The following is a 19,557-nucleotide window of genomic DNA, read 5'->3' as shown; positions in this document are numbered from 1 at the left end:
GGCGCGACCCCGGGCCGCGACACGCGCAGGTCGACGGGACTTTTGGCGTACGTTCTCCACGTGCACCCGACGCTGGACTTCGACTTCGGGCTCCCCGACGGCATTCCGTACTCCCGGTTGCCGCTGGTGTGCTGCCTGGTCGCGTTCATCCTGACGTTCTTCGTGACCCGCACGATCGTGCGGTACATCCGTAGCCACGCCGACAGCGATGCGCCCCGCAAGTGGTGGCAGCCGCGCAACATCTCCGGTGGCGGCGGGCTGCACATCCACCACGTGGTGATCGGTGTGATCCTGGTCATGGTCTCCGGGGTCGCGATGGTCACGCTGGCTGTCGACGGGGGAGTACCCGAGTTCACGGCCGCGTCGATCGTCTTCGGGATCGGCTCCGCGCTGGTGCTCGACGAGTTCGCGCTGATCCTGCACCTGTCCGACGTGTACTGGTCCGAAGACGGCCGGGCGTCGGTGGATGCGGTGTTCGTCGCCGTCGCAGTGGCGGGTCTGCTGATCCTCGGCTTCAATCCGCTGTCGTTCTTCGACGTCACGATCTGGCGTGACGACCAGTCCGTCGCCGCCCGTGCGATCGTGATCGGCACGGCGGTGCTCACGCTGCTGCTCGCGGTGATCGTGTTGCTCAAGGGAAAGGTGTGGACGGGGTTGGTCGGCATGTTCATCACCCCGCTGCTGATCGTCGGGGCCATCCGGCTCTCGCGTCCGCACGCGCCTTGGGCGCGGTGGCGGTACACCAAAAGGCCGCGCAAGATGCACCGCGCGCTGGAACGGGAACGCTGGCTGCGCCGGCCGGTCATCCAGGCCAAACTGTGGCTGCAGGACGCGATCTCAGGCATGCCGAAGTTCCCCGACGACGCCAAGGTCGACCAGGAGCTCGATCGCGAGATCCACGCCGCGCCGGCGCCCAGCAGGGACGTCGCGTAGTGCGGTACTTCTACGACACGGAGTTCATCGACAACGGGCGCACGATCGAGCTGATCTCGATCGGCGTCGCCGCCGAGGACGGCCGCGAGTACTACGCGATCTCCACCGAGTTCGACCCGGAGCGCGCCGGCCGGTGGGTACGCAAGAACGTGCTGCCCAAGCTCCCGTCCCCGGCGTCGAAGCTGTGGCGGTCCCGGCGCCAGATCCGTTCGGAGCTGGAGGACTTCTTCGGCGTCGACGGCGACGAGCCGATCGAGCTGTGGGCCTGGGTGGGCGCCTACGACCATGTGGTGCTGTGCCAGCTCTGGGGTCCGATGACGGATCTTCCGCCGGCGATGCCGCGGTTCACCCGCGAGTTGCGTCAGTACTGGGAGGACGCCGGCAGCCCGCGGATGCCGCCCCGGCCGCGTGACGCTCATGACGCGCTGGTCGACGCGAAGCACAACCTGGTCCGCTACCGGCTGATCACCGACGAAAAGCGGTTTTGACCCGTCGTTACGATGGACGGGTGAACTGGACCGTCGACGTACCCATCGACCAGCTGCCTGCGCTGCCGCCGCTGCCCGAGGATCTCCGCGCGCGCCTGGACGCGGCGCTGGCCCGCGAAGCACTGCAGCAGCCGAGCTGGGACGCCGGGCAGGCCGCCGCGATGCGCACCGTGCTCGAGAGCGTGCCGCCGGTCACCGTGCCGTCGGAGGTCGAGAAGCTCAAGGCGCAGCTGGCCGACGTGGCGCGGGGCAAGGCGTTCCTGCTGCAGGGCGGTGACTGCGCGGAGACGTTCGTCGACAACACCGAACCGCACATCCGGGCCAACATCCGCACGCTGCTGCAGATGGCGGTGGTACTGACCTACGGCGCCAGCATGCCGGTGGTCAAGGTGGCCCGCATCGCCGGGCAGTACGCCAAACCGCGCTCGTCGGACACTGACGCGTTGGGTCTGAAGTCCTACCGCGGCGACATGGTCAACGGGTTCGCCCCCGATGCCGCGGTCCGCCAACACGATCCGTCGCGGCTGGTGCGTGCTTACGCCAATGCCAGCGCCGCGATGAATCTGGTCCGCGCGCTGACGTCGTCGGGGATGGCCTCGCTGCATCACGTGCACGAGTGGAACCGCGAGTTCGTGCGGACCTCGCCCGCCGGCGCGCGCTACGAGGCGTTGGCCGGGGAGATCGATCGCGGTCTGCGGTTCATGAGCGCCTGCCGCGTCGACGACCGCAACCTCGACACGGCCGAGATCTTCGCCAGCCACGAGGCGCTGGTGCTCGACTACGAGCGCGCGATGCTGCGGATGGACACCGAGTCACCGACCGGGCCCAAGCTGTACGACCTGTCCGCGCACTACCTGTGGATCGGCGAGCGCACGCGCCAGCTCGACGGTGCCCATGTCGCGCTCGCCGAGGTGATCGCCAACCCGATCGGCATCAAGATCGGGCCGTCGACGTCACCCGAGCTCGCCGTCGAGTACGTCGAGCGGCTGGACCCCAACAACGAGCCGGGCCGGTTGACGCTGGTCAGCCGCATGGGCAATCACAAGGTCCGCGATGTGCTGCCGGCGATCATCGAGAAGGTGCAGGCGTCGGGGCACCAGGTGATCTGGCAGTGCGACCCGATGCACGGCAACACCCACGAGTCCTCGACGGGCTACAAGACGCGTCACTTCGACCGCATCGTCGACGAGGTGCAGGGCTTTTTCGAGGTGCACCACGCGCTGGGCACCCACCCGGGCGGTATCCACGTCGAGATCACGGGCGAGAACGTCACCGAGTGTCTCGGTGGCGCGCAGGACATCTCGGATACGGACCTCGCGGGCCGGTACGAGACGGCGTGCGATCCGCGACTGAACACGCAGCAGTCGCTGGAGCTCGCGTTCCTGGTGGCGGAGATGCTCCGCGATTAGGCAGGGGCGGAGATGCTCCGGGATTAGAGCAGGGGACTAGAGCAGGTTGGGCAGATTGGTGCCGAGCGTCCACGCGCCGGCGCCGGCCAGCCCCGCCAGTGTCACCACCGCGATGACCCAGAACAGCAGCGTCCGCCTCGCGCGCTGGCGGGCCCAGTAGAACTCCTCGAGGTCGATCCCGGCGAATCGCCCTGTCAGGGGCCGGTATTCGTCACCGAAATCCGAGTCGAGCTCCGATTCGTAGTCCGCAGATTCGTCGTTGGGTTCGAGCGAATCGTCGCGTTCCATCACCCGGGTGTGCCGCGGGCCTGCGAGGTTCGTCGTCGGTGCGTCGACGACGGACGCCGACTGGTGCATCGCGGAGTTGCGCGGGGCGGGCACCGTGAATCGGGGCAGTCCCAGTTCGGTCGCGATGACGTCGAGTTCCTCGGCCATCTCGGCAGCGTCGGCGAAGCGGCCCGCCGGGTCCCGAGACGTCGCGCACGTGACGAGCTCATCGAATTGCCGTGGCACACCGGCGATTCGGCTGCTCGGCGGGGGTACGTCGTGGTCCAGCCGCTGGTAGGCCACCGCGAGCGGATTGTCGCCGGTGAACGGTGTACTGCCGGTGAGCAATTCGTAGACGAGCACGCCTGCGGCGTACACGTCGCCGCGGGCGTCGGTGTCGCCGGCGGACACCTGTTCGGGCGCGAGATACGCGGCGGTGCCCAGGATCACGCTGGTCGCGGTGATCTTCGCCTCGGCCAGTGCCCGCACCAGGCCGAAGTCGGCGATCTTGACCTCGCCGTCGTCGCTGATGAGCACGTTCTCGGGTTTGACGTCGCGATGCACGAGTCCGGCGCGGTGGGCCGCGGCCAGGCCGGACAGCACCGGCCGCAGCACCGCCGCGACGGCATGCGGCGGCATCGGGCCGCGCTCTCGCAGCAATTCGCGCAGCGTGCCGCCTTCGACGAGTTCCATCGCCAGGTAGGGGGGTTCACCACCCGGGGTGCCGCCACCCTGGTCGTACACCGCGACCAGGCCGGGGTCCTTCAGCCGTGCCACCGCACGGGCCTCGCGCTGGAACCGGGTGAGGAAGTGCTCGTCGCCGGCGTAGCGGCTGTCCATGACCTTCAACGCGACCGGGCGGTCCAGCCGCAGATCGACCCCGCGGTACACCGCGGACATGCCGCCGGTGGCGATCAGTGCGCCGACCCGGTAGCGGCCGTCCAGCACTGCCCCGGTCAGCCCGCCGGTCGGCTGGAAGGTTTCCATCGGACTCATGGTACGAGCCGCGTCGCCGCCGACCCGCCAAGCGGCATCATCAGGTGCCGTCGTGGGCCTAGACTCTGTGCGATGAGCAGCATTCCGACTGCCGAGGATGTGTTGTCACCCGACGAGGACGTCTACGACGTGCCCACTGTCGCGCGGCTGTTGAAGGTTCCGGTGAGCAAGGTGCACCAGCACCTGCGGGAGCGTCACCTGGTCGCCGTGCGCCGCGGGCGTGAGGTGGTGATCCCGACGGCGTTCTTCGACGACAAGGGCAATGTGGTCAAGCTGCTGCCGGGGTTGCTCTCCGTGCTGCACGACGGCGGGTATCACGCGACCGAGATCGTGCGGTGGCTGTTCACCCCGGATCCGTCACTGACGATCCGGCGTGACGGGGCGTCCGAGGGGCTGCCTAATGCGCGCCCGGTGGACGCGCTGCATTCGCATCAGGCTCGAGAGGTGGTTCGCCGGGCGCAGGCGATGGCGTACTGAGCCCTGCGGCCGCTCGGTGCAGCCAGTACCACGCGCCCACCGCACACGCGGTCGAGAGCGCGACGTGGAACCACGAGTACATGCCGTGGGCCCCGTCGGGCCGCCAGGTCACCGTGATCCACGTCGAGAAGCCGGCGATCAGGGCGATCGCCCGCGGCGACTGGGCCAGGGCGGCCATCACCGCGAGCGGCCAGGTGTAGTACCAGGGCAGCGCCGCCGGGACGAACAGCACCACGATCACCATCAGCGTGGCGATGCCCATCAGGTTGTCGCGGTCGGTGCGCCGGTAGCGCCACCACAGCAGGGGCGCCGAGACGGCGATGATCCCGATGCCGATGATGCGCAGGATGTCCAGCACCGCATAGAAGTTGACGGGGATCACGAGGCCGATCACGGCGTTGGCGAAGTTCGCGATGGCCGTGGGGACGGTCAGCCAGTTGATGATCTTCACCGAGCCTGCCAGCGCGGTCAGCCAGCCCAGACCCACGCCGGCGGCCAGGGAGAGCACGGCGAACACGGCCGCGAACACCACGACACAGGAGGCGGTGGCGACCAGGAACGCCTTGACGGCCGAGAATCCGCGCCGCTGCTGCAGGGCGCGCGCCCACACCCACACCATGAACGGAAGGGCCAGGCCCGCGGTGGCTTTCACTGCGACGGCCACCCCGATGAGCGTCACGCCTGCCACGCACCGTCCGCCGAAGCACAGCGCGATCCCGGCCATCATCAGGCCGACCATGAGCATCTCGTTGTGCACGCCGCCCATCAACTGGATGATCACCAGCGGGTTGAGCACGCAGATCCACAGCGCCGCTGCCGTGTTCGCGCCGACGTGGCGGGCCACCCGCGGGACCGCCCAGATCAGCAGGGCCAGACCGGGCAGCATGCACAGCCGCAGCAGCATGGTGCCGGCGACGACGTCGTTGCCGACCAGCAGGGTCACGAACTTGGCGATCAGGATGAAGGCGGGCCCGTACGGCGCCGTCGTCGTCGTCCAGATCGGACTGACGTTGTCCAGCAACGAGTTCGCGTTTGCGATCGGGCCGACGAGGTAGGGGTCGAACCCGTCGCGCAGCAGCGCGCCCTGGGCGAGGTAGGAGTAGGTGTCGCGGCTGAACAGCGGCACGCTCAGCAGCAGAGGGGCCAGCCAAAAGCCGGTGGTGACCACCATCGTGTAGTGCGTTGCGGTACGGGCGATCACGTCGCGGCCCAGCCACAGCCAGGCCAGGAGCATCAGCACCACGCCGCTCCACAGCAGCAGCGACGAGAGCACCAGGCCGTGCCCGAATCTGAGCCAGGACAGGTGCATCGACTCGAGCACCGGATCGTGCAGCCGGGTGCTGCCGGCGCCGAGCCCACCGGCGGTGACCAACAGTGCCCCGAGTGCTCCGATCCAGGCGGGCTTGGCCTGTTGCGACGCCGCGAAGGCGCGGAACCGCGGTAGCGGCGGTGCGGGGGAGAGCGCGGGTGTCGTCATGCCTACGCGGTGCGGTTCGCGGCCAATCTGGCGAGCTCGGTCAGCCCCGCTCGGGCCTGCGCGTCGATGGGCGCGGAGTCGAGGATGCCGATCGCCGTCGCGGTCATGGTCTCGATGCGGTTCTCGACGGCGGCCAGCGCCCCGACGGATTCGATCAGCGCGCGCAGCTCGGTGACCGCGTCGTCGGACAGATCGGTGCCGATGGAGGTGCGTAACAGTTTGGCCGCGACCGGGTCCCGCTCCTCGGCCAGCGCGATGGCCTCGGCCAACAGGACGGTGCGCTTGCCGGAGCGCAGGTCGTCCCCGGACGGTTTCCCGGTGATCGCCGGATCGCCGAACACGCCGAGCACGTCGTCGCGCAGCTGGAACGCGATGCCGAGACCGGTGCCCACCTCGTGGAAGGCGTCCTGGATCTCGGGGCGGTCCGCGGCCGCTGCGGCGCCGAGCTGCAGCGGACGGGAGATGGTGTAGGAGGCCGTCTTGTAGGTGTTGACGGTCAGGGCCGCGGCCACCGTGTCGGCGCCGCTGGCCTCGTTGACGATGTCGAGGTACTGCCCGCCGAGCACCTCGGTCCTGATCGCCGCCCACACCCGATGGACTCGCCGCTGCGCGTCGGCTCCGATGGGCGCGGTGGCGACGATGTCGTCAGCCCACACCAGAGATAGGTCGCCGAGCAGGATGGCTGCCGACAGCCCGAACTGCTCGGGGGAGCCGTGCCAGCGCTGGTCGCGGTGCCGGTCGGTGAAGATGCGGTGCACGGTCGGCAGGCCACGCCGGGTCGCCGACGCATCGATCACGTCGTCGTGCACCAGGGCGCACGCGTGGAGCAGTTCCAGCGCCGAGAAGAGGCGCAGAACCGCGGCATCGGGCTCGGTGCCTGCAACGGCGCGCCACCCCCAGTAGGCGAACGCGGGGCGCAGCCGCTTGCCGCCGCGCAACACGAATTCTTCGAGGGCTTCGGTCAGTACTGCGTAGTCGGCACCGATGTAGGCCGCATCGCGGCGCCGTTCCTGCAGGTAGCCGCGAAGCTGTTCGGTGACGGCCGCGGCCAGCTCGACGGCCGACGGTGCCGTAGTGGCATTAGCATCCACGCTCAGCGGGCGCCCCTTTCTTGCGATCGTCTGCAGTGCTCAGCGTAGAGCCTGCGACCGGTCGGTGGTCGCCGCAGCGTCTAGCGGGGCTGTTCTTCGGGTTGCCCGGGCTTCGGCGAGCGGTCCCGGCTGTTGTAGGCGAGTGCGCCGATGATGCCGGCGACGATCACCGAGGCGACGCCGAGCCAGATGGCGGCACCGGTGAACGAGCGCGCACTGGGATCGGTGTAGCGGGCCTGGGCGTTCATGGTGCTGACGACGCCGGGCCGCAGTTTCCACTCGACCACCTCCGACGACACCTGGTCGCCGTTGGTGGAGGTGACCTCGCCGGGGAACGACACGGACAGCGACACGTCGGCCTCGGGGTCACTGAGCGAGGTCAGGTCCGCTCGGCCCTCGAGGATGACGAGGTCTCCGGCCCGACGCAGCGAGATGTCGACGCCGGCGGCGTCGCGGTTCATCCCGGCCAGCTGCGGGAGCTCGGCGAAGGTCAGGTCGGAGAAGACGGCCTGGGAGCCCACGTAGTCGTCGCGGTCGTAGTCCGACACCGCGACTTTCTGCGCGAACGGCAGGTTGTTGAGCAGTTGCGGACCTCTGTCGCTGTCGTCGCGCGGTTTTGCGGCGGCGACGATCTGACCGGACACCCGGTCGTCGGGGGAGACGGTCAGCGACGTGCGTACCCGGACGCACCCGATCAGCGAGGGGGCCAGCACCAGTAGCACGAGCACCATGGAGAGGACACGCCTGGAGGTCCGGCGGCGGTTGCGCACCCGGTCATCGTGCCAGACGACCACGGGGAGGTGCCCTACAGCGGCAGAGCGCGGCCGAGGATCGCGAACGCCCGCGGATCTCCGGAGAAGTGGTAGCCACGGATGACGTCGCCGAAGCCCAACCGGCGGTAGAGCCGCCAGGCCCGGTTCGCCTCGCCATTGATCTCGGGGGTGGACAGCAAGACGTGGTCCTCGTCGCGGTCGTCGAGCAGCCGCCGGATCAGCGCCTCACCCAACCCACGGCCCTGGGCCGTCGGCAGGATGTGCAGCTCGGTCAACTCGAAATAGCTGGTCATCAGCGTCGCGATGTGCGCGGCGCTGGCTCCGCTGCGGCGCAGCCCCGCGACCACCTGCTGCTGCCACCACTGGTCTGGTGCGCCGCAGTAGCCGTAGGCGACGCCGACCATGGGGGCGTCGGCTAGGTCCGTTTCGCCGGGATCATCGCTCGTCTGGACTGCGGCGACCGCCTTCCAGCCGTGCCTGCGGGTGTGCTCTACCCACATCGAGGCGCGCTGTTCCTCGGTGCCGCGGGGGTAGTGCATGGCGTCGACGTAGATGGACAGGGCGTCGCGCAGACGGCGCTGCATATCGACGGGCGACAGCTCGATCAGATGCGTCGCCAAGTATCTGCCTTTCCCTGCGAGGACCCGGTGGCCGTCACCATTATCGGATGGATCGCAGCGAACCATGACGCGCGTCGTACGTCGACAGTCCCTCGTCATAGAATCAGGGACCGAACTAGGTGGTACGGCTCAGATTCTGCTCGTATCATTGACGTTGAGTGCCCGTCCATGCGGGCACACCCTGATGTTTGAACGACTGAGACGCCCCCACGGCAAGAGGGAGGGACGAATGCCACTCTCCGATCATGAGCAGCGCATGCTCGATCAGATCGAGAGCGCGCTCTATGCCGAGGACCCCAAGTTCGCGTCGAGCGTTCGTGGCGGGACCTTGCGGGCGCCGTCGACGCGACGCCGCCTGCAGGGCGCGGCTCTGTTCGTGGTCGGTCTCGCGATGCTGGTGTCGGGTGTGGCGTTCAAGGCGACGATGATCGGCAGCTTCCCGATCCTGTCGGTGATCGGGTTCATCGTGATGTTCGGTGGTGTCGTGTTCGCCATCACCGGCCCGCGGGTCGGCGTCGCCGGTGAACGTCCGGCGGCCGACGCAGGCCCGGTGAATCGGCAGAAGCGGGCCAAGGGTGGTGGCGGTTCGTTCACCAGTCGGATGGAAGACCGCTTCCGCCGTCGTTTCGACGAATAGCGTTCCGCGCTTACAAGGGGCAGCCCATCAGGGCTGCCCCTCTTTTTTGCCCCACGACCCCCCACCGCGCCCCTTCGGCTTGGGTTTCGAGTGCGCTGAGCTGCGCTTTCATGCACAGACGAGCTGCCCGTCGTATCGCTTGAGGCTCTCGTCCATCCATGCTGACCTGGCACGAGTGGGGATGCGCGCGACATGTCGTCCGCGGTTCGGCGCAAAGTGGGGGAATGTGGGGTAAAGTGGCGGACAACGGAGCGACCGGGGTTCCGCCAGGGCGAGATCTGAGCGAGGTGGCGAGATGTTCTTCGGCACCTACACGCCCAAGCTCGACGACAAGGGGCGACTGACGTTGCCCGCCAAGTTCCGCGACGCACTGGCAGGAGGGTTGATGGTCACCAAGAGCCAAGATCACAGCCTGGCTGTCTATCCGCGGGCGGAGTTCGAGGAGATGGTCACCGAGATCTCCGGCCGGGCCAAGCGGGGCAATCCGCAGGCACGCGCGTACTTGCGCAACCTGGCCGCCAGCACCGACGAGCAGTATCCGGACGCCCAGGGCCGTATCACGCTGTCCGCCGATCATCGCCGCTACGCGAACCTCAGCAAGGAGTGCGTGGTCATCGGCTCGATCGACTTCCTCGAGATCTGGGACGCCCAGGCATGGCAGGACTACCAGGAGCTCCACGAAGAGAACTTCTCCGCGGCCAGCGATGAAGCACTCGGCGACATTATTTGACCTGGCCCCGCAGGCCCGTGCGGCGCGGCCTCTGCCCGAACCGGCCCTGACGTACTTCCCCGACGTCAGGTCCGTGCTCTCGGACAGGGACCTCGCCGCAGGGGCCGCCCCGATCGCTGAGGGTGCCGCGATGACCGACGAGCCGCACGTTCCGGTTCTGCTCGACCGCTGCGTCGAGCTGCTCGCGCCGGCGTTGACCCGGCTCAGCGCCGACGGCGCCGGTGCGACGCTCGTCGACGCCACCCTGGGTGCCGGAGGGCACACCGAACGATTCCTGACCGACTTCCCCGCGTTGCATGTCGTCGGACTGGACCGCGACCCCGAGGCGCTCCGGATCGCCGGCGAGCGGCTCGCCCCGTTCGGGGATCGGTTCACCGCGGTGCGCACCCGCTACGACGGGTTCGCGCTGACCGAGGTCGACGCGTTCCTGTTCGACCTGGGGGTGTCCTCGATGCAGCTCGACCAGCGCGAGCGCGGATTCTCCTATTCGACCGACGCGCCGCTGGACATGCGGATGGACTCCGATGCGCCGCTGACAGCCGCCGACATCCTCAACACCTACGAGGAGAAGCAGATCGCGCGGATTCTCCGCGAGTACGGCGAGGAGCGCTTCGCCGGGCGCATCGCCGCGCACGTCGTGCGTCGCCGCGCCGTCACCCCGTTCACGACGACCGGCGAATTGGTCGAGTTGCTCTACCAGGCGATCCCGGCACCTGCTCGCCGCACCGGCGGGCACCCCGGTAAGCGGACCTTCCAGGCGCTGCGCATCGCGGTCAACGCCGAGCTCGACGCGCTGCGGTTGGCCATCCCGAAAGCGTTGCGCGCATTACGGTCCGGCGGACGCATCGCCGTGATGGCCTACCAGTCCCTGGAGGACCGCATCGTCAAGGGCGAGTTCGCCGCGGCGACGGCGTCACGGACACCTCCCGGTCTGCCGATCGAATTACCCGGCCACGGACCGGAATTCGTCGCGCTGACCCGGGGCGCCGAACGCGCGAGTGAGCAGGAGATCGACCGCAATCCCAGAAGCGCTCCGGTTCGGCTGCGCGCGTTGGAGAAAGTTGGGGGGCAGTAACACTCATGAAGACCCAGAGAACAGCCAAGGCGGGCCCGAAGCCCAGCCAATCCGACAAGGCCCGTACGTCCTCCCGCGGCGCGGGCAAGGCATTGGGAACGGCCAAGAAGGCCGGACGCCGCCCGGTCCGCGATGCCGGGCGTGCGCCCGTCGACGCGTCACCGCGCGCACGTGCCGCGGAGCGCGAGTCGCGTCGGCAGCGGCCGGCGCCGCGCACGACGCCGATCACACGGCTCACCGACACACCGGCCCGGCCCAAGACCGCGAGCCAGGCCAAGGCCCGTGCGAAAGCGCGGAAGGCCAAGGCTCCCAAGATCGTCCGGCCGCCACTGCGGCAACGCATCCTCGTTCGTCTCGCCTCGATCGATCTCAACCCGCGCCGCCTCGTCGCCCGGGTTCCGTTCGTCGTCCTCGTCATCGGCTGCCTTGGCCTGGGTCTGGGCGTCACGCTGTGGCTGTCCACCGACGCCGCCGAGCGGTCGTACCAGCTGGGCCATGCGCGCCAGGTCAATCAGGCTCTGCTGCAGCAGAAAGAGGCGCTGGAACGCGATGTGCTGCAGGCGCAGGCGGCGCCCGCGCTGGCCGAGGCGGCCCGCAATCTGGGGATGATCCCGTCGCGCGACACCGCCCATCTGGTGCAGGACGCGTCGGGCAACTGGGTCGTCGTCGGCACTCCCAAGCCTGCCGAGGGTGTGCCGCCACCGCCGCTCAACGCCCCGCTGCCCGAGCCGGCTCCGCCCGCGCCGCCTGCCCCGCGCGTCGTAACGCCATCTGAGGTCCCGGTCCGGCTACCGTCGCAAATCATGCCCCTCACTGCGCCGCTGCCCGGCCAGGCGCCGTTGCTTCCGGGCCAGGTGCCGCCGCTTCCCGTTGCCGCTCCCGGCGCCGAGGTGCCGCACGCGGTCGCCGGTGCGCTGCCGGGCCCGATCCCGGCACCCGTCGATTTGGCCGTCCCCGCACAGCCCGCCCCGCCCGTCGACCCCGCCGCACCGGTGCCGGGCCCGCCGGCATGAGTCGCAAGGCGCAGCCCGCGCGCCGAACGACGCGCGCGGCCGGTGCCGAACGCTCGGCGCGGTCGCGCCGGGTGCGTCAGCCCAGCCACACCGCCGCGAGCGGGCTGCGCAGCGCGTCCTTCGTCTTCCGGCACCGCACCGGCAACGCGGTGATCTTTCTGCTCCTCGTGCTCGCCGCGGCCCAGCTGTTCACCCTTCAGGTGCCGCGAGCCGACGGGTTGCGCGCCGAGGCCGCCAGCCAGCTCAAGGTCACCGACATCGACGCCGCGCTGCGCGGCTCGATCGTGGACCGCAACAGCGACAAGCTGGCCTTCACCACGGAGGCCCGCGCGCTGACGTTCCAGCCGCAGCGGGTGCGCAAGCAACTGCAGGAGGCCTACGAAAACGCCACAGCCAAGGCGAAGGCCGCCGAGAGCGAGGACGGCGGCAGCGACGGTGGACCAGCGGTGCCGAAACCCGACGCCCGCTTGCGGGAGATCGCCGATGGCGTGGCGAAGCGGCTGGGCAACAGCCCCGACAGCGCCACGGTGCTCAAGAAGCTGCGCAGCAACGAGACGTTCGTCTACCTGGCCCGTGCCGTCGACCCCGCGATCGCCGACGCGATCACCACCGACTTCCCGGAGGTCGGCGCCGAACGGCAGGATCTGCGGCAGTATCCGGGCGGATCGCTGGCGGCCAACATCGTCGGCGGCATCGACTGGGACGGTCACGGCCTTCTCGGCCTCGAGGACTCGATGGACTCCGTCCTCGCGGGTACCGACGGCTCGGTCACCTACGACCGCGGCTCCGACGGCGTGATGATCCCGGGCAGTCTGCGCAACCGCCACGATGCGGTGAACGGGTCGACGGTGATGCTGACGCTGGACGACGACATCCAGTTCTACGTCCAGCAGCAGGTCCAGATGGCCAAGGAGGCCTCTGGGGCCAAGAACGTCTCCGCCGTCGTGCTCGATGCCAAAACCGGTGAGGTGCTGGCGATGTCGAACGACAACACATTCAACCCCTCCCAGGACATCAGCAAGCAGTCCACCCGGGAACTGGGCAACCTGTCGGTCTCCTCGCCGTTCGAGCCGGGCTCGGTCAACAAGATCATCACCGCGGCGTCGGTCATCGAGAACCACCTGTCCACGCCGGACGAGGTGCTGCAGGTGCCCGGTTCGATCGACATGGGCGGCGTCACGGTCCGCGACGCGTGGAACCACGGAGTGATGCCGTACACCACCACCGGCGTGTTCGGGAAGTCGTCGAACGTCGGCACGTTGATGCTGGCCCAGCGCGTGGGGCCGCAGAAGTATGCCGAGATGCTGCGCAAGTTCGGGCTCGGTCAGCGCACCGGCGTCGGCTTGCCGGGCGAGAGCGCGGGTCTGGTTCCGCCCATCGACCAGTGGTCAGGCAGCACGTTCTCCAATCTGCCGATCGGACAGGGTCTCTCGATGACCCTGTTGCAGATGTCGGGCATCTACCAGGCCATCGCCAACGACGGTGTGCGCATCCCGCCCCGGATCCTCAAGGCGACGATCGCCGCCGACGGCACCCGCACCGAAGAACCCCGACCGGAAGGTATCCGGGTGGTGTCGCCGGAGACCGCGCGCACAGTGCGCGACATGTTCCGGGCGGTGGTGCAGCGCGACCCGATGGGCATCCAGCAGGGCACCGGCCCCGCGGCGGCCGTCGAGGGCTACCAGATCGCCGGCAAGACGGGTACCGCGCAGCAGATCAACCCCGCCTGCGGCTGCTACTACGACGACGTCTACTGGATCACGTTCGCGGGCATGGCGCCTGCTGATGACCCCCGCTACGTGGTGGGCGTGATGATGGACGCGCCGCACCGGGCGGCCGACGGTTCGCCCGGTTCCTCGGCCGCGCCGCTGTTCCACAACATCGCGTCGTGGCTGCTGCAGCGGGAGAACGTGCCGCTGTCCAAGGATCCCGGTGCGCCGCTGACCCTTCAGGCGGGGTGACGCTCGCGGGCGGGCACGGGCCGGGTGCGGGGCTGGGTACTGTGGCATGGCCATGAATCTGCGCCCCGACCATCCCGCTGGCCTGCCGCTCGAGGAAGTGGCCCGTCTCATCTCCGCGGTGCACGCCCAGGTCGAGCCGCTCCCGCAGGTGCACCTGACGGGTGTGACGCTGCGGGGTCAGGACGCGCAGCCGGGTGACCTGTTCGCCGCATTGCCGGGCGCGCGGTCCCACGGGGCTCGTTACGCCGCCGACGCGGTCTCGCGCGGCGCGGTCGCGGTGCTGACCGATCACGACGGGCTGGCCGAGCTCCCGGCAGCCGGCGACCTCGGGGTACCGGTGCTGCTGCACGCCGAACCGCGCACGGTGCTGGGTGCGGCCGCGGCCGCCGTCTACGGGCATCCGTCGACACGTCTGCGGGTCATCGGCGTCACCGGAACATCCGGCAAGACCACCACCACCTATCTGATCGAGGCGGGTCTGCGCGCGGCCGAGCGGGTGGCCGGGCTGATCGGCACCGTGGGCGTGCGTATCGACGGTCGCGACGAGACGGGGGGACTGACCACCCCCGAGGCTCCCGACCTGCAGGCGCTGTTCGCGGTCATGCTCGAACGCGGGGTCGACACCGTGGTGATGGAGGTGTCCAGTCACGCGCTGTCGCTGGGCCGGGTGGACGGTACGGAGTTCGCCGTGGGCGGATTCACCAATCTGTCCCGCGACCACCTCGACTTCCACCCCACGATGGAGGACTACTTCGAGGCCAAGGCCAGGCTGTTCGATCCTGCCTCGCCGACACGCGCCGCCGAGGCGGTGATCTGCGTCGACGACGAGTGGGGCCGCGCGATGGCGCGCCGCGCCGACACCGCGGTCACGGTCGCCGTCGAGGGCACCGCTGACTGGGCGGTCGAGCAGATCCGCTCTCAGGGTGACGGCATCCAGGATTTCGTCGTCGTCGACCCCGCCGGGGTACACCACGGCATCGAGATCGGCCTGCCCGGCCGGTACAACATCGCCAACGCCGCGTTGGCGCTGGCGTTGCTCGACGCGGTCGGGGTGTCACCCGAGCAGGCGGTGCCCGGTCTGCGCACGGCGACGGTGCCGGGTCGGCTGGAGAAGGTCGACCGCGGACAACCGTTCCTGGCGGTCGTCGACTACGCCCACAAACCGGGTGCGCTCAAGGCGGTGCTGGAGACGTTGCGCAGCCAGTGCGCCGGGAGGATCGCCGTGGTGTTCGGCGCGGGCGGTAACCGGGACGCGGGCAAGCGGGGCCCGATGGGGGAGGTGGCCGCGGAGCTGGCCGACCTGGTGGTGGTCACCGACGACAATCCCCGCGACGAGGAGCCCGCGCAAATCCGGGCCGCGATCGTCGCGGCCGCGCAGGGCGCCCGTGCCGACGTGGTCGAGATCGGTGAGCGGCGCGCCGCGATCGACCATGCGGTGGCGTGGGCGCGCGAGGGCGATGTGGTGCTGATCGCCGGTAAGGGTCACGAGGCGGGCCAGACCAGCCAGGGTGTCACCCGGCCGTTCGACGATCGCGTCGAGCTCGGCGCGGCGCTCGACGCGCTGACCGCGGGGACGGAGAGCCGATGATCGATCTGTCGCTGGCTCAGATCGCCGACATCGTGGGCGGTCGGCTCGCCGATGTCACCGCCGAGGAGGCGGCCGCTCTGCGCGTCACCGGCACCGTCGAGTTCGACTCGCGCGCGATCGGTCCGGGTAGCCTGTTCCTCGCGCTACCCGGCGCGAGGTCCGACGGCCATGACTTCGCGGCGGCGGCGGTCGATGCGGGTGCGGTCGGCGTGCTCGCGGCTCGGCCTGTCGGCGTTCCCGCGGTCGTGGTGGACCCGGTGACCGCCGAGGACGGCGCGGCCAGTGTGCTCGAACACGACTCCGACGGCTCGGGTGCGGCGGTGCTGGCCGCTCTGGCGAAACTGGCGGCCGCGGTCGCCGCCGAGCTGGCCGCCGGCGGCCTGACGATCATCGGGATCACCGGGTCCTCGGGCAAGACCTCCACCAAGGATCTGATCGCCGCGGTTCTCGCGCCGCTGGGTGAGGTGATCGCTCCTCCAGGGTCGTTCAACAACGAGCTCGGGCATCCGTGGACGGTGCTGCGGGCGACCGCCGACACCGACTTCCTCGTCCTGGAGATGTCGGCGCGCCATCGCGGCAACATCGCCGCGCTCGCGCGGATCGCGCGGCCCTCGATCGCCGTCGTGCTGAACGTCGGCACCGCTCACCTCGGCGAGTTCGGCTCGCGGGAGGCAATCGCGGAAACGAAATCCGAACTGCCGCAATCAGTTCCAGCGTCCGGTGTGGTGATCCTCAACGCGGATGACTCGGTGGTGGCAAAAATGTCGGAGGTGACCGAGGCGCGCGTCGTGCGCGTCGGACGGTCCGGCTCGGCCACCAGTGGGATCGACGTGTGGGCCGACGACGTGAGCCTGGACGCGCTGGCGCGCCCGGAGTTCACGTTGCACACCGCCGCCGGGGAGGTCGGCGTCTCGCTGTCGGTGCACGGTGACCACCAGGTCTCCAACGCGCTGTGCGCGGCCGCGGTGGCGCTGGAGTGCGGAGCCACGCTGGCACAGATCGCGGACGCGCTGGCCGCCGCCGGGCCGGTGTCGCGGCAGCGGATGGCCGTCACCACCCGCAGCGACGGCGTGACGATCATCAACGACGCCTACAACGCCAACCCCGACTCGATGAGCGCCGGCCTGAAGGCACTGGCGTGGATGGGCCGCGAGGGGTCCGGGGAGGGGCGCACCTGGGCGGTGCTGGGTGAGATGGGCGAACTCGGCGACGACTCGATTACCGAGCACGACCGCATCGGCCGGCTCGCCGTGCGCTTAGATGTCTCTCGACTCGTCGTCGTCGGAACCGGGAGGCCTATGAGCGCCATGCTGAACGGGGCCGTGATGGAGGGCTCCTGGGGATCCGAGGCCACGCCGGTCGCCGATGCCGATGCCGCTCTCGATCTGTTGCGCGCGGAGCTAGCACCCGGTGACGTCGTGTTGGTCAAGGCGTCCAACGCCGCGGGCCTGGGTGCGGTCGCCGACGCGCTGATCGCCGAGGACGGCGCATGAGGCAGATCCTGATCTCGGTCGGGATCGCTCTCGCGGTGTCGATCCTGCTCACCCCGGTGCTGATCCGGCTGTTCACCCGGCAGGGTTTCGGCCACGAGATCCGCGAGGACGGGCCGCCCAGCCACGCCAAGAAGCGCGGCACCCCGTCGATGGGGGGCGTGGCGATCGTCGCCGGCATCTGGGCCAGCTACTTCGGCACGCATCTGGTCGGCGTGGTGATCGACGGCAAGGGGCCCTCGGCGTCGGGTCTGCTCGTGCTGGGCCTGGCCACCGCACTGGGCGTCGTCGGGTTCATCGACGACCTGATCAAGCTGCGCCGCGCCCGCAACCTCGGGCTCAACAAGACCGCGAAGACGGTCGGCATCCTCGTCGCCGCCGTGCTGTTCGGAGTGCTGGCCCTGCAGTTCCGCAACGCCGACGGACTCACCCCCGGCAGTGCTGAGCTGTCCTACGTCCGCGAGATCGCGACCGTCACGCTGGCGCCGGCGATCTTCGTGCTGTTCTGCGTGGTGGTCGTCAGCGCCTGGTCGAACGCGGTGAACTTCACCGACGGCCTGGACGGGCTGGCTGCCGGCGCGATGGCGATGGTGTGTGCCGCCTACGTGCTGATCACGTTCTGGCAGTTCCGCAACGCGTGCGCCACCAGCCCCGGCCTGGGCTGCTACAACGTGCGTGATCCGCTGGATCTCGCGATCATCGCCGCGGCCACCGCCGGCGCCTGCATCGGCTTCCTGTGGTGGAACGCCGCGCCGGCCAAGATCTTCATGGGTGACACGGGGTCGCTCGCGCTGGGCGGCGTCATCGCCGGTCTGTCGGTGACCAGCCGTACCGAGATGCTCGCGGTGGTGCTGGGTGCGCTGTTCGTCGCCGAGGTCACCTCGGTCGTGGTGCAGATCATGGCGTTCCGCACCACCGGCCGCCGCGTGTTCCGGATGGCGCCGTTCCATCACCATTTCGAATTGGTGGGCTGGGCGGAGACCACGGTGATCATCCGGTTCTGGCTGCTGACCGCGATCGCTTGCGGTCTCGGCGTGGCACTGTTCTACAGCGAGTGGCTGACGACCGTAGGGGCCTGACGTGAGTGACGTCATCGCAGAAGGCGCCGCGGTGCTGGTCGTGGGCGCCGGCATCACCGGTCGGGCGGTGCTGGCCGCACTGACCCCGCTGGGCGCACGAGCCACCCTCACCGACGACAGTCCGTCGGCGCTGACCGCCTACGCCCAGCAGGGCGGCGCGGTGATCGATCCGGCCGGCGCCGCCGCGACGATCGCGGGGTTCGACCTCGTCGTCGTCAGCCCCGGCATTCCGCCCGACGCCGCGGTGCCGACCGCTGCCGCGGCGGCCGGCGTGCCGGTGTGGGGGGACGTGGAGCTGGCCTGGCGGCTGGACCGAGCCGGGCACTACGGGCCGGCCAAGATATGGCTGGTGGTGACCGGTACCAACGGCAAGACCACGACGACGTCGATGTTGCACGCGATGCTGTGCGCCGCCGGCCGGCGGTCGGCGCTGTGCGGGAACATCGGCGAGCCGGTGCTGGCAGTGTTGGATCAGCCCGTCGACGTGCTCGCGGTGGAACTGTCCAGTTTCCAGCTGCACTGGGCACCGTCGGTTCGCCCGGACGCCGGTGCGGTGCTCAACGTGGCCGAGGATCATCTCGACTGGCACGGCTCGCTGGATGCGTACGCCCACGACAAGGCCCGCGCGCTGACGGGGCCGATCGCGGTCGGCGGCGTGGACGATCCGATCGCGGCCTCGCTGCTGGCCGAGTGCGCCGCGCCGACCCGGGTCGGTTTCCGGCTCGGCGAGCCGGCTGCGGGTGAGCTGGGCGTCGTCCACGGTCAGCTGATCGACAATGCGTTCGCCGATGGGCTGGTGCTGGCCGAGACCGCGGGCGTCCCCGTGGCCGGTCCCGTGGGTGTGCTGAACGCGCTGGCGGCCGCGGCGCTGGCGCGCGCGGTCGGGGTGCCCGCCGATGCGGTGGCGCAGGCGCTCGCGACGTTCTCGGTGGGCAGGCACCGCGCCGAAGTGGTCGCCGTGGTCGACGAGGTGACCTACGTCGACGATTCGAAGGCGACCAACCCGCACGCCGCCCGCGCGTCGATCAGCGCCTTCCCCCGCGTGGTCTGGGTGGCCGGCGGTCTACTCAAAGGTGCTTCCGTCGACGATCTGCTGGTGGCGGTGGCGAATCGCCTGGTCGGAGTGGTTCTGCTGGGTCGTGACCGCGCGATCGTGGCGCAGGCGCTGGCACGACACGCACCGGATGTCCCCGTTGTCGAGGTGCTGACGGGGGAGGATTCTGGGGTGGTTGAGAAAGCTGTGACAGGTGTGACTCACGCTCGGGCGGGTGACGGTCCGGTGGCCGACGCCGTCATGGCCGCCGTCGTCGACGCCGCACGCGGTCTCGCCGGGCCCGGCGACACGGTGCTGCTGGCACCGGCAGGCGCCTCCTTCGACCAGTTCCGCAGCTACGGGCACCGAGGCGACACATTCGCCGCGGCCGTGCGCGCCGCGATCCGGTAGCGGGTCCCC

At 69.8% G+C, this 19,557-nt stretch carries 18 protein-coding genes; 13 read left to right on the top strand and 5 right to left on the bottom strand.

Annotated elements, in window-relative coordinates; genetic code table 11:
• Positions 1-60: 60 nt before the first annotated feature.
• From ACZY1G_RS26765 to ACZY1G_RS26755, 3 genes are read left to right on the top strand one after another with little or no spacing between them, the layout of a single operon-like run.
• A complete protein-coding gene (locus tag ACZY1G_RS26765) occupies positions 61-933 on the top strand; it encodes a hypothetical protein (RefSeq protein ID WP_463824058.1) in 873 nt (290 codons plus the stop codon).
• Positions 933-1,421 (top strand): polyadenylate-specific 3'-exoribonuclease AS, encoded by a 489-nt coding sequence (locus tag ACZY1G_RS26760; RefSeq protein WP_335330574.1) that lies wholly within the window; start codon positions 933-935, stop codon positions 1,419-1,421. The genes ACZY1G_RS26765 and ACZY1G_RS26760 overlap by 1 nt, the downstream gene beginning before the upstream one ends.
• 20 nt (positions 1,422-1,441) lie before the next feature.
• Positions 1,442-2,830, top strand: a complete 1,389-nt coding sequence (locus tag ACZY1G_RS26755) for a class II 3-deoxy-7-phosphoheptulonate synthase (RefSeq protein WP_463818220.1) — start codon at positions 1,442-1,444, stop codon at positions 2,828-2,830.
• A gap of 36 nt (positions 2,831-2,866) precedes the next feature.
• Here the strand turns inward: ACZY1G_RS26755 and ACZY1G_RS26750 are convergent, their stop codons facing one another.
• Positions 2,867-4,093, bottom strand: a complete 1,227-nt coding sequence (locus ACZY1G_RS26750; RefSeq protein WP_463824057.1) for a protein kinase domain-containing protein — start codon at positions 4,091-4,093, stop codon at positions 2,867-2,869.
• Between the two features lie 72 nt (positions 4,094-4,165).
• Between ACZY1G_RS26750 and ACZY1G_RS26745 the strand changes: the two genes are divergently transcribed.
• Positions 4,166-4,570, top strand: coding sequence for an Rv2175c family DNA-binding protein (locus tag ACZY1G_RS26745; protein ID WP_463818218.1), 405 nt, complete (start codon positions 4,166-4,168; stop codon positions 4,568-4,570).
• Here the strand turns inward: ACZY1G_RS26745 and ACZY1G_RS26740 are convergent.
• The 4 genes from ACZY1G_RS26740 to ACZY1G_RS26725 form a co-directional block, all read right to left on the bottom strand.
• Positions 4,491-6,047 (bottom strand): alpha-(1->6)-mannopyranosyltransferase A, encoded by a 1,557-nt coding sequence (locus ACZY1G_RS26740; RefSeq protein WP_463824056.1) that lies wholly within the window; start codon positions 6,045-6,047, stop codon positions 4,491-4,493. The two genes, ACZY1G_RS26745 and ACZY1G_RS26740, sit on opposite strands and share 80 nt — an antisense overlap.
• A gap of 2 nt (positions 6,048-6,049) precedes the next feature.
• Positions 6,050-7,138, bottom strand: coding sequence for a bifunctional (2E,6E)-farnesyl/geranyl diphosphate synthase (idsA2, locus tag ACZY1G_RS26735; RefSeq protein WP_463818216.1), 1,089 nt, complete (start codon positions 7,136-7,138; stop codon positions 6,050-6,052).
• Positions 7,139-7,218: 80 nt separating this feature from the next.
• Positions 7,219-7,869, bottom strand: coding sequence for an LppM family (lipo)protein (locus ACZY1G_RS26730; protein ID WP_463824093.1), 651 nt, complete (start codon positions 7,867-7,869; stop codon positions 7,219-7,221).
• A 74-nt stretch (positions 7,870-7,943) separates the two neighbouring features.
• Positions 7,944-8,531: a GNAT family N-acetyltransferase gene (locus tag ACZY1G_RS26725; protein ID WP_463824055.1), complete on the bottom strand. Its 588-nt coding sequence runs from the start codon at positions 8,529-8,531 to the stop codon at positions 7,944-7,946.
• 229 nt (positions 8,532-8,760) lie between these two features.
• On the opposite strand from ACZY1G_RS26725, the gene ACZY1G_RS26720 reads away from it, so the two are divergent.
• From ACZY1G_RS26720 to murD, 9 genes are all read left to right on the top strand, one after another.
• Positions 8,761-9,168, top strand: a complete 408-nt coding sequence (locus tag ACZY1G_RS26720) for a DUF3040 domain-containing protein (RefSeq protein ID WP_463818213.1) — start codon at positions 8,761-8,763, stop codon at positions 9,166-9,168.
• Positions 9,169-9,463: 295 nt separating this feature from the next.
• A complete protein-coding gene (locus ACZY1G_RS26715) occupies positions 9,464-9,898 on the top strand; it encodes a division/cell wall cluster transcriptional repressor MraZ (RefSeq protein ID WP_463818212.1) in 435 nt (144 codons plus the stop codon).
• A complete protein-coding gene (gene rsmH / locus ACZY1G_RS26710; RefSeq protein ID WP_463824054.1) occupies positions 9,873-10,973 on the top strand; it encodes a 16S rRNA (cytosine(1402)-N(4))-methyltransferase RsmH in 1,101 nt (366 codons plus the stop codon). Before ACZY1G_RS26715 ends, rsmH begins: the two co-directional genes overlap by 26 nt.
• 5 nt (positions 10,974-10,978) lie before the next feature.
• A complete protein-coding gene (gene ftsL / locus ACZY1G_RS26705; protein WP_463824053.1) occupies positions 10,979-11,986 on the top strand; it encodes a cell division protein FtsL in 1,008 nt (335 codons plus the stop codon).
• A complete protein-coding gene (locus ACZY1G_RS26700; protein ID WP_463824052.1) occupies positions 11,983-13,947 on the top strand; it encodes a peptidoglycan D,D-transpeptidase FtsI family protein in 1,965 nt (654 codons plus the stop codon). Before ftsL ends, ACZY1G_RS26700 begins: the two co-directional genes overlap by 4 nt.
• Before the next feature lie 52 nt (positions 13,948-13,999).
• On the top strand, positions 14,000-15,535 hold the full coding sequence (locus ACZY1G_RS26695) for a UDP-N-acetylmuramoyl-L-alanyl-D-glutamate--2,6-diaminopimelate ligase (protein ID WP_463824051.1): 1,536 nt from the start codon (positions 14,000-14,002) through the stop codon (positions 15,533-15,535).
• A complete protein-coding gene (locus ACZY1G_RS26690; RefSeq protein ID WP_463824050.1) occupies positions 15,532-17,028 on the top strand; it encodes a UDP-N-acetylmuramoyl-tripeptide--D-alanyl-D-alanine ligase in 1,497 nt (498 codons plus the stop codon). Before ACZY1G_RS26695 ends, ACZY1G_RS26690 begins: the two co-directional genes overlap by 4 nt.
• Positions 17,025-18,104, top strand: a complete 1,080-nt coding sequence (gene mraY / locus ACZY1G_RS26685; RefSeq protein ID WP_463818206.1) for a phospho-N-acetylmuramoyl-pentapeptide-transferase — start codon at positions 17,025-17,027, stop codon at positions 18,102-18,104. The genes ACZY1G_RS26690 and mraY overlap by 4 nt, the downstream gene beginning before the upstream one ends.
• Before the next feature lies 1 nt (position 18,105).
• On the top strand, positions 18,106-19,548 hold the full coding sequence (gene murD, locus ACZY1G_RS26680) for a UDP-N-acetylmuramoyl-L-alanine--D-glutamate ligase (protein ID WP_463818205.1): 1,443 nt from the start codon (positions 18,106-18,108) through the stop codon (positions 19,546-19,548).
• Positions 19,549-19,557: the final 9 nt, after the last annotated feature.

The organism is Mycobacterium sp. IDUB_5 (genome assembly GCF_055419565.1).
Note: the sequence above shows the minus strand (reverse complement) of the source record. Positions and strands in the feature narration are given on the sequence as shown.